The organism is Peptoniphilus indolicus ATCC 29427, from assembly GCF_000227315.1.
GTDB lineage: Bacteria > Bacillota > Clostridia > Tissierellales > Peptoniphilaceae > Peptoniphilus > Peptoniphilus indolicus.
In genome coordinates, this window is sequence record NZ_JH165061.1 from 596,323 (window position 1) to 604,604 (window position 8,282).

General features: G+C 30.9%; 8 protein-coding genes and 1 pseudogene. 6 read left to right on the forward strand and 3 right to left on the reverse strand.

The window, feature by feature from the left end:
* Together gltS and murI are read left to right on the forward strand one after the other, a co-directional pair.
* The coding region (gene gltS, locus HMPREF9129_RS02690) for a sodium/glutamate symporter (protein WP_004820099.1) at positions 1-1,220 on the forward strand (1,220 nt) is incomplete at its 5' end.
* Between the two features lie 30 nt (positions 1,221-1,250).
* On the forward strand, positions 1,251-2,069 hold the full coding sequence (gene murI / locus HMPREF9129_RS02695) for a glutamate racemase (RefSeq protein WP_040552215.1): 819 nt from the start codon (positions 1,251-1,253) through the stop codon (positions 2,067-2,069).
* 118 nt (positions 2,070-2,187) lie between these two features.
* On the opposite strand, the pseudogene HMPREF9129_RS12195 reads toward murI, so the two are convergent.
* A pseudogene (locus tag HMPREF9129_RS12195) lies at positions 2,188-2,593 on the reverse strand (IS481 family transposase); the annotation flags it as partial.
* A 61-nt stretch (positions 2,594-2,654) separates the two neighbouring features.
* Here HMPREF9129_RS12195 and HMPREF9129_RS02700 point away from each other — a divergent pair.
* On the forward strand, positions 2,655-2,951 hold the full coding sequence (locus HMPREF9129_RS02700; RefSeq protein ID WP_004820103.1) for a hypothetical protein: 297 nt from the start codon (positions 2,655-2,657) through the stop codon (positions 2,949-2,951).
* Positions 2,952-3,034: 83 nt separating this feature from the next.
* On the forward strand, positions 3,035-3,349 hold the full coding sequence (locus HMPREF9129_RS02705; protein WP_004820105.1) for a thioredoxin family protein: 315 nt from the start codon (positions 3,035-3,037) through the stop codon (positions 3,347-3,349).
* Between the two features lie 54 nt (positions 3,350-3,403).
* On the opposite strand, the gene HMPREF9129_RS02710 is transcribed toward HMPREF9129_RS02705, so the two are convergent.
* Complete coding sequence (locus HMPREF9129_RS02710; protein WP_004820107.1) at positions 3,404-4,708, reverse strand: SLC13 family permease; 1,305 nt, start codon at positions 4,706-4,708, stop codon at positions 3,404-3,406.
* Positions 4,709-4,873: 165 nt separating this feature from the next.
* Here HMPREF9129_RS02710 and HMPREF9129_RS02715 point away from each other — a divergent pair, with 165 nt between their 5' ends.
* Entirely contained in the window at positions 4,874-5,620 is a 747-nt protein-coding gene (locus HMPREF9129_RS02715; RefSeq protein ID WP_004820109.1) for an NADPH-dependent oxidoreductase, read from the forward strand.
* Positions 5,621-5,644: 24 nt separating this feature from the next.
* On the opposite strand, the gene HMPREF9129_RS02720 is transcribed toward HMPREF9129_RS02715, so the two are convergent.
* On the reverse strand, positions 5,645-6,355 hold the full coding sequence (locus tag HMPREF9129_RS02720; RefSeq protein ID WP_004820112.1) for a hypothetical protein: 711 nt from the start codon (positions 6,353-6,355) through the stop codon (positions 5,645-5,647).
* Positions 6,356-6,715: 360 nt separating this feature from the next.
* On the opposite strand from HMPREF9129_RS02720, the gene HMPREF9129_RS10535 reads away from it, so the two are divergent.
* Positions 6,716-8,260 carry a stalk domain-containing protein gene (locus HMPREF9129_RS10535; protein ID WP_004820113.1) on the forward strand — a complete coding sequence of 515 codons (1,545 nt, stop codon included), beginning with the start codon at positions 6,716-6,718 and terminating at the stop codon, positions 8,258-8,260.
* Positions 8,261-8,282: the final 22 nt, after the last annotated feature.

The following is an 8,282-nucleotide window of genomic DNA, read 5'->3' on the forward strand; positions in this document are numbered from 1 at the left end:
GTGAAAAAATGGTAGTAGAATTTGATATGGTTAGAACCATAGGTTTTGCTGTAGTATTACTTTTATTTGGTAGATTAATACGCAGCAAGGTAAAATTTTTCCAAACATTTGCAATACCGGCTCCGGTTATTGGAGGTTTCTCATTTGCAATAGTTAATTTATTTTTAAGACAAAGTGGTTTGGAGATAAATTTTGATACTACATTACAATCTTTCTTCATGGTAATTTTCTTTACAAGTATAGGATTTGGAGCGAGTATTAAAATTTTGAGAGCGGCAGGACCTAAAGTTTTCTTATTTTTGTTAATAGCTGGATTTTTATGTGTAATTCAAAATACAGTTGCTTTAGGACTTTCTGGAGTTGTAGGAATTGATAAAGGGCTTGCACTTATGACAGGTTCAACTCCTATGACAGGGGGTCATGGAACCTCAGGTGGTATTGCACCTTTAGTTGAAGCATCTGGAGTAAAAGGAGCTGAGACTGTAGCATATTCAGCCGCAACATTTGGATTAGTGATGGGCTCTCTTATGGGCGGACCGCTAGCTAATAAATTAGTTACTGGCAAGAATTTATTGCTAAACAGAAAAGAAATAGATGAAGATGATGATTTAGATGAATCGTTATTAAAAACAGAAGCAAGAGTGCTTGATGGAGATAGAATTTTAAAAGCTTTTTTTGTGATACTTATAGCTATGTTCTTAGGTAGCTATATATCAAATTTTTTAAACGTTTTAATTCAAAGAATTAGTCCTATAGCAAAGTTCCCTTCTTATATTGGACCTATGTTGTTAGCTATTATAGCTAGATATATTTCTGACAAAGGAGCGGACATTGTTCCGGTTGAAGAAGTGGAAGTAGTTGGAAATGTTGGGCTTAATTTATTCTTAGGTATGGCTCTTATGACATTAAAATTATGGGAACTTATAGATTTAGCTATTCCTTTAATAGTACTTCTATTAGCACAAACATTGTTAATGGCTATTTATGCATACTTTGTAACATTTAGATTAATGGGAGGCAATTATGATGCAGCCGTATTAGCTGGTGGACATTGTGGATTTGGTATGGGAGCCACTCCAAATGGTGTAGCAAATATGGAATCTATTTGTGAAAAATTTGTATATTCAAAAACTGCATTCTTTGTACTTCCTATTGTGGGAGGAATGTTTATAGATTTTGTAAATGTATTTATCATTTCTATGTTTTTAGCATTTATATAAAAAGGGTGATACAGTGACTATTCAAAAAAAATAGGGTTCTTCGACAGTGGTGTCGGAGGACTCTCTGTACTTAAAGAAGCATTAAATAAATTATCAGGATATTCTTTTATATACATAGGGGACACAGATAGAATGCCCTATGGAGTAAAAACTTCTAGTGAAGTAGAACAATTTACATTAGAATGTATAGATTATATTGGAGAAATAGGAATTGATTCTTGTATAATAGCTTGTAATACAGCAACTGCTTATGGATTGAAGAGTGCAAGGGATAAATTTGATTTTAAAATTTTTGGTGTTGTTGAACCTGCATGTGAATCTGCAGTTGAAATTACAAATAACAATAAAGTGGCTTTATTTGCAACTCAGGGAACGGTAAATAGTAAAATTTATGATAACACAATGAAATCGATTTCTCAAGAGGTTGAACTTTTTGGAGTCGGATGTCCGGATCTTGTGTTAGCTATTGAAAATGGTCATATAGATGATTGTATGGTTAAAAAAGTTATAGAAGAATACTTAATGGAATTAGGTGATTTTGAATATGATACTCTAATACTAGGATGCACCCATTTTCCTTTAGCAATAAAGATGTTTAAAAAAATTTTCAGTGAACAAAATAAGAAAGTAAATATAGTAGATCCTGCTGAAAAAACTATTGAAAAGTTAAAATCAGTTATGCAGTATGATGATATAGCTCGAAATAGCAGTGTTGAATTTTATGCAACAGGAGATGTTGAAAAATTTAAAAGCACAGTATGTAAAGTGATAGATATAGATAAAATAGACTTAAGTTTTAAAAAAGCTGTTTTAAATAAGTTCATTGACAAGGAAACAAGTAAAATTTAAAAATATATGAAAATCATAGATGTGGAAATTATCTAATTTATATTAGAATGGGAGACGTTAAAAATTGTCAATTTGTAAATGACGAGATACTAAAAACAAAAAATAAATATCACATATGTTAATCTATTATTGGGGATAACCCCAATAATAGATTTTGCTTTTCGATAGACTAAACCAATTTAAAGTCTGTACTTCAAGCCTATTAGATTTATACAATTATCTTTTCATTTGAAGATTTAGATCGTAGTAACTATAGAAAGATAAATATTTATAAAATCTTTCATTATCATTCTTATGACTTATTTCGATTTTTCCATTATGTCTTGGTGTCCTAGATCTTGTTATTTGATGTTCTATACCTAATTCACTACATAGTACATCAAGAAGTGTATCCTTTTTGCCTCTTTAAAATGAGTAAACTCAAATTCATTATCTGTTTGTATGATTTCAGGCTGATATCCAAAATAACTAATGGACATCTTTAAAAATTCTACAGTTGAATATGAAGACGATTCATTAATTGGATATATGAGCTTTTGAACATAGTCTTTAAATATACTAAAATTAAGTAATAAGGAGATTTATATGGGAAGAAAAAAGAAACGAGATTTTTTTAAGAAACTGGTAAGGGTAAATATAATTTTAAGTTCAATAGGAGTACTATTATTAGTTTTATTAGTGATTTTTGATGTAGCATATCCTAATCCGTGGTTTACAATACTGTCTTTGTGTGCAATTGTTTTAATCTTTTTGGCTTTAATATTGTGGGGATTAGTTTGGATTAATGATGTAGTTGAAGTGTATAAGATAAATAAAAAATTAGCACTCCTAATGTTAGTTGTTGGGATTATTTTTATAGTCTATGAATTCTTTATAAAATAGGTGTTGAGAAATTTTGATTGTTAGTAGAATGTTTAATAGGATAAATTAGTATAAATGATTTTACTTATGGGAGTTATTTAAGAATGAGGAATTTACAAAAAATAGAAAGTTTTATATTAGAAAATAAATATGTCCTACTCTATTTTGGAACTGAGACTTGTTCTGTATGTCATGGGCTTAAACCGCAAGTTCAAAAGCTTTTAAGTGAATATCCGATGATAAAAGAAAAATTTATTTGGGTTGATGATATAAGTGAAATTAGAGGGCAGTTTCAATTATTTACTTTTCCTGTGTTAATAATGTATGTTGAGGGGAAAGAATTTTTTAGAATGGCAAGGTTTGTGCCAATAGTTGAACTTAAAGAAAAACTTGATAGGATTATGGAACTTTCAAATTAATAAAAAATTTAATTTAAGATAAAAAAGCTCAGCGAGAAATCACTGAGCTTAATTTTATGTCATTACAAAAGTTAAGATTAAAACGCTGACTATTGCCAAACCATAAGTTATGGGTAGGCCTACAAACATCTGCTTGTCAAACATCCACTCTCTGTCATCTTCGGTTGGCGCTGACATCTGCATCAATGATCCGGCAGATGAGAATGGAGATATGTTAGTTGAGAGCGAACCGGCAACTGTTGCAGTAAATAGAAGAGTCGCATTTAAGTTGGGGTTTGCAGCAACCATAGCACCTATTATAGGGAAAAGCGATGGAGTAACTACTGATAGTGTGGAACTGAAGAATGACATAGCTCCGGCAACTAAGCAGAAGGCTGTAGGTATTAAAAATTCCGGCACATTTGAGTCCATAAATGTTCCTATCCGACTTATAACTCCGGCTTTAACTGCAATTTGAATTAGTATACCCATACCACACAACATGATGATAGTAGTCCATGGAATGCGAATTAATACTTCTTTTTGGTCTGCTAAATGAAGTAAAAGAGAGATAACTGACATAGTTATACAGACAAGACCTATGTTGAGCATAGAGTTAATATTTGCAATCCATTGTACTTCAGGGTTTAGGATATTCATTACAGGGAATATTAAAACCAAGACAAATGTAAGTGCGATTAGAAATAGATTTATCTTTTGTTTGGCATTAAAAGGCAAAGGTCTTTCTACTTCCAAGGTCTTTGAAATATTTCCATTTTTAAAACGATTCACTAAGAATAATACTATAAGTACTATAAGTGGATAGATAACAGTAAATGAAAAGATTGGAATTCCCATTTGGAATGCTTCGTTTTCAAATCCGGCATCTTTCATAAGGCCTTGGAATACAATGCCAGAACCGCTTGTCATCAAGTTAGCTCCACCGGAAGCTCCCCAGTTTACAGCTTGTGCGCCAATAAGTATATTTTTTCCACTCTTTTTACACAATGCTATGGCAATAGGGCAAAATACTGCCATAACAGTAAAAAATCCTGCACCCATTGCAGATAGTAGCACAGAAATTAAATAGATAATTATGTATAACATTTCGGGGAAATTTTTGGTTTTGTAGAGTATATGGTTAGCAAGTTTATCCATTGTGCCATTAACTACGGCAAAATTATAGAACATACTAACTGAAAAAATAGCAAAGAATATACTCATTGGCCAAAGGTTAATGACTTCTTTTGGATTCATCTTAAGTAAGAAACATCCTATTAAGTATGAAAAAGATAGCGCTATTAATCCAACGTTAAGTTTTGTTTTGTATCCGATGGCAATTGCAGCCACTATTGCGGATATAATAATAAAGTTAATCATCGTTCACCTCACATCATCTTAATGATACTATGTAAGATTGAAAAAAGAAAGCAAATTAGGTAAAAGGTTTTTATTTTTAAATTAAAAGTGGAAAAGATATAAATTTATATTACTGCAGTATCTAATAATATAATGTTTGGGTAGAAATATACAGAGGTGATTAACGTGAATACTATAGAAAATCAATTGGAACATAGAACTATAAGAAAATTTGAAGATAGAGAAGTAGATAACAAAACGTTGAATAAACTATTTGATGTATATAATCATTCAGCAAGTTCAACCGGAATGCAACAAGCATCTATAATAAGAGTTACAGACCCAAAGATAAAACATGAGATAATGAAAGTGTCTAATCAAGAATATTTGGAAGATGTTCCGGAACTATTGATATTTATTGTGGATTTATACAGAAATTATAGAATAGCTGAAGAAAAAGGATATGTAGAAGACGCATATAAACACATGGATAAATTTTTCCAAGGCTTCACAGATTCTATTATAGGCGCTCAAAATATGGTGGTTGCAATTGAGTCGTTGGGAATGGGAGCTGTTTATTTTGGATCGATATTAAATGACTATGACAGAATGGTTGAGTTATTAAAACTACCTAAGTATACATTTCCTGTAGTTGGTTTAGGTTTTGGATATCCTGCTGAAAAACCTCAGGTAAAACCTAAGATGCCGATTGAATTAAAAGTATTTGAAAATGAATATAAAGAGTATGAAAATTATTTAGAAGCATTTAAAGGTTATGATGAAACTATGACAACTTATTATGATACCAGGGACAACGGACAGAGGTCAGATTGTTTTACGGATCAAGTTGTTAAAAAGTTTTTATCGACAAATGAAATCAGAAGAGATGTTTTGAAATCCATAGCAAAACAAGGCTTTGAAATGAGATTATAAATAAAAAACTAGGCAGTGTATGAGCTACCTAGTTTTAACTATTTTGGAATCTATTTTGGAATCAGAAATTGCTTTATTTAATAGATTTTTGAAAAATGAGATAGTTTTTTCAGAGTCTATAGAAATTCTATAGTTACCATCTTCTTTTTTGCCCTTTATAACAAGTCTATTTTCTTTGTCTGTATAAATTGACTTGATCGAAGAATAGGGAAGCACAAGATTTCCAAGTACAAACCCATCAGCATAAGTACCGCCAGCTACATTAAAAGTATCTCTTCCTGTTCTGAAAGAATTTTTATTGCTGAAAGTGTATACATTTGTTTCCTTACTTTCTTCTTTGTTTTCAAACAGACCTGAAAGTAAATTTACTAAGAATATCAAAAGTATTAGAGCAACCACTGCTGGATTAGTTACAGTTGTGAGTAGCTTGTGTTCAGGTAAATACATAGTTCTTACAATGTATAAATTTAAAAAGATCAAAAATATAACATAAACTAAAATTTTAACTATGTAATTTAAAGAGTTAATCTTTAGAGATTTTAGTCTTGTAAGCTTGGAATACTCTGCAAACAATTCATCGATTGTCGATAAAAATAAGAAATTTGCAAATATCCAAAACATATGCATAAAGACCGAACCTTCAATAGCAGATTGATTTTTAAAAAAAGTTTGTATCCCCAACGGAATTAACAAAGATATAAATATTATAATTCCAAGTTTTAAATTGCTTTTCATGATACCTCCAAATAAGTTAATTAAAAAATTATATCATAAAAATTAAAAAAATGATTATAGTTCTAAAGTTTGGGTATATTAAAAATAACAAAATATTAAGGAGTGATACCAATGTACGACTTAGTAGATTTAGTTAAAAAAGTAGAGAGAATAGCAATTGAAGACTAAGGTTTTAAGCAATATCGTTTAGATAAGCTATTGACTACTGAAGAAAATTTGAACAATTAAAAATAAATATATTATAGACCGGATTTTTTATCCGGTTTTTTTGTTCCCCTTATAAAATAGTGAAATATAAATGTAATATAATAGGAATCGCTTTTATGATATAATGAACTCATCAAAAAAGGAGGCATTAGTATGAAGAAGAGAATAATAAGCATTGTAATGATGCTTGCAATGGTTATGAGTTTAGTAGGATGTACCCCAAACATTACAGCATATTTAGAAAAAACTAAAGAGGTACAAAACTGGAAAGGCTCTAAAATATCAGGACAAGCAGAAGTTAAAGTATCTTTTAAAGACGATCAAGGGAAAACACAAGAAGTTAAAATGCCTATGACAGTATCAGGCGTTTCAGAGGGAAAAGAAAAAGCAGAAGTTAAAGTATCCATGGATATGACAGCTATTAAGAAAATGGCTCCTGCAGAAAACGATGAAGAAGCTATGAAGATGATTCCTGATAAATTTGAAATGCATATGTTTGTAGACGGCACAAAAGTTTATATTAATAAAGACTACTTTAATGCTATGGCAATGGGTAACAAAGAAGCTTTGGCAAATATCAAAGAAGACTATGTACTTTTAGCAACAGATGAAGAAAATTCAGTTGCAATAATGCCGCAAAAAGCAGTTATGGAATATGTAAACTCTGCTGAATTCAACGCTGATGTGATGAGCATTTTAAATAAGGCTCTTGAAGGATATAAACCGTTAGGTGATATGAAAGTTGAAGGAAACAAATTCACTTACGAAGCTACATCTGACCAAATGGCACAAGAAATTATAAATTCAGTTACAACTATCGTAGCAAACTGGGATAAAGTTTCAGGCGATATTTATAAATTAGCAAACAAGATGGAAGCCGGCGTAGACGAAGCTACTATCAAAGGAGCAGTTAAAGAATTTAAGAAAGACAACTTTGCTAAGTCAGTTAATAAAGCAAAAGAAACAATAAAGGGTTCAAGCTTAAAATCATCAATAGATTTTAAAGAAGGAAGATACCTACAAGAAGTGGTATTAGACCTAAAAGTTAAAGATATGTTCAATATGGCTATGACTATGAAATCTGAAGCGGTAAAAGATGATTCAGTAAAAGTTATGATACCTAAATCAGTTAAAAAACTAACTTCAGCAGAATATATGGACTTAATTTTCCATATAGATCAAACACCTATAATAAACGTAAGAGTCAATGCAGAAGAATTAGAATTTTCAGACCAACAACCTACAATAGTTGAAGGAAGAACTTTAGTACCATTCAGAGCACTTCTTGAAAAATTAGGGGCGAAAGTTGAATGGAACGAAAAGAATCAAACAGTTACAGCAACTAAAGCTGATAAATCTATCGTTCTTAAAATAGGTTCAAACAAAGCAACTGTAGACGGTAAAGAAGTTACTCTTGATGTACCGGCAGTAATAGAAAATGGACGTACAATGGTACCTTTGAGATTCTTATCTGAAAACTTAGGATATAAAGTTAAGTTCAATGCAGAAATGGCACCTTTCTATATGATAGATATCTATAACACATCAGATGAAGAATTGGCAAAAGCTCTTAAAGCAAAAGAAGAAGCTATGATAGCTGAATTTGCAAAGAAAGAAAAAGAAAGTCTTGAAAAAGCTGATAAGTCTGAAAAAGCAACTTCAGTAGGAATTATAGGCGGCAAAGATTCTGTAAAATAAAAGTAAGACTAAATAAGAATTT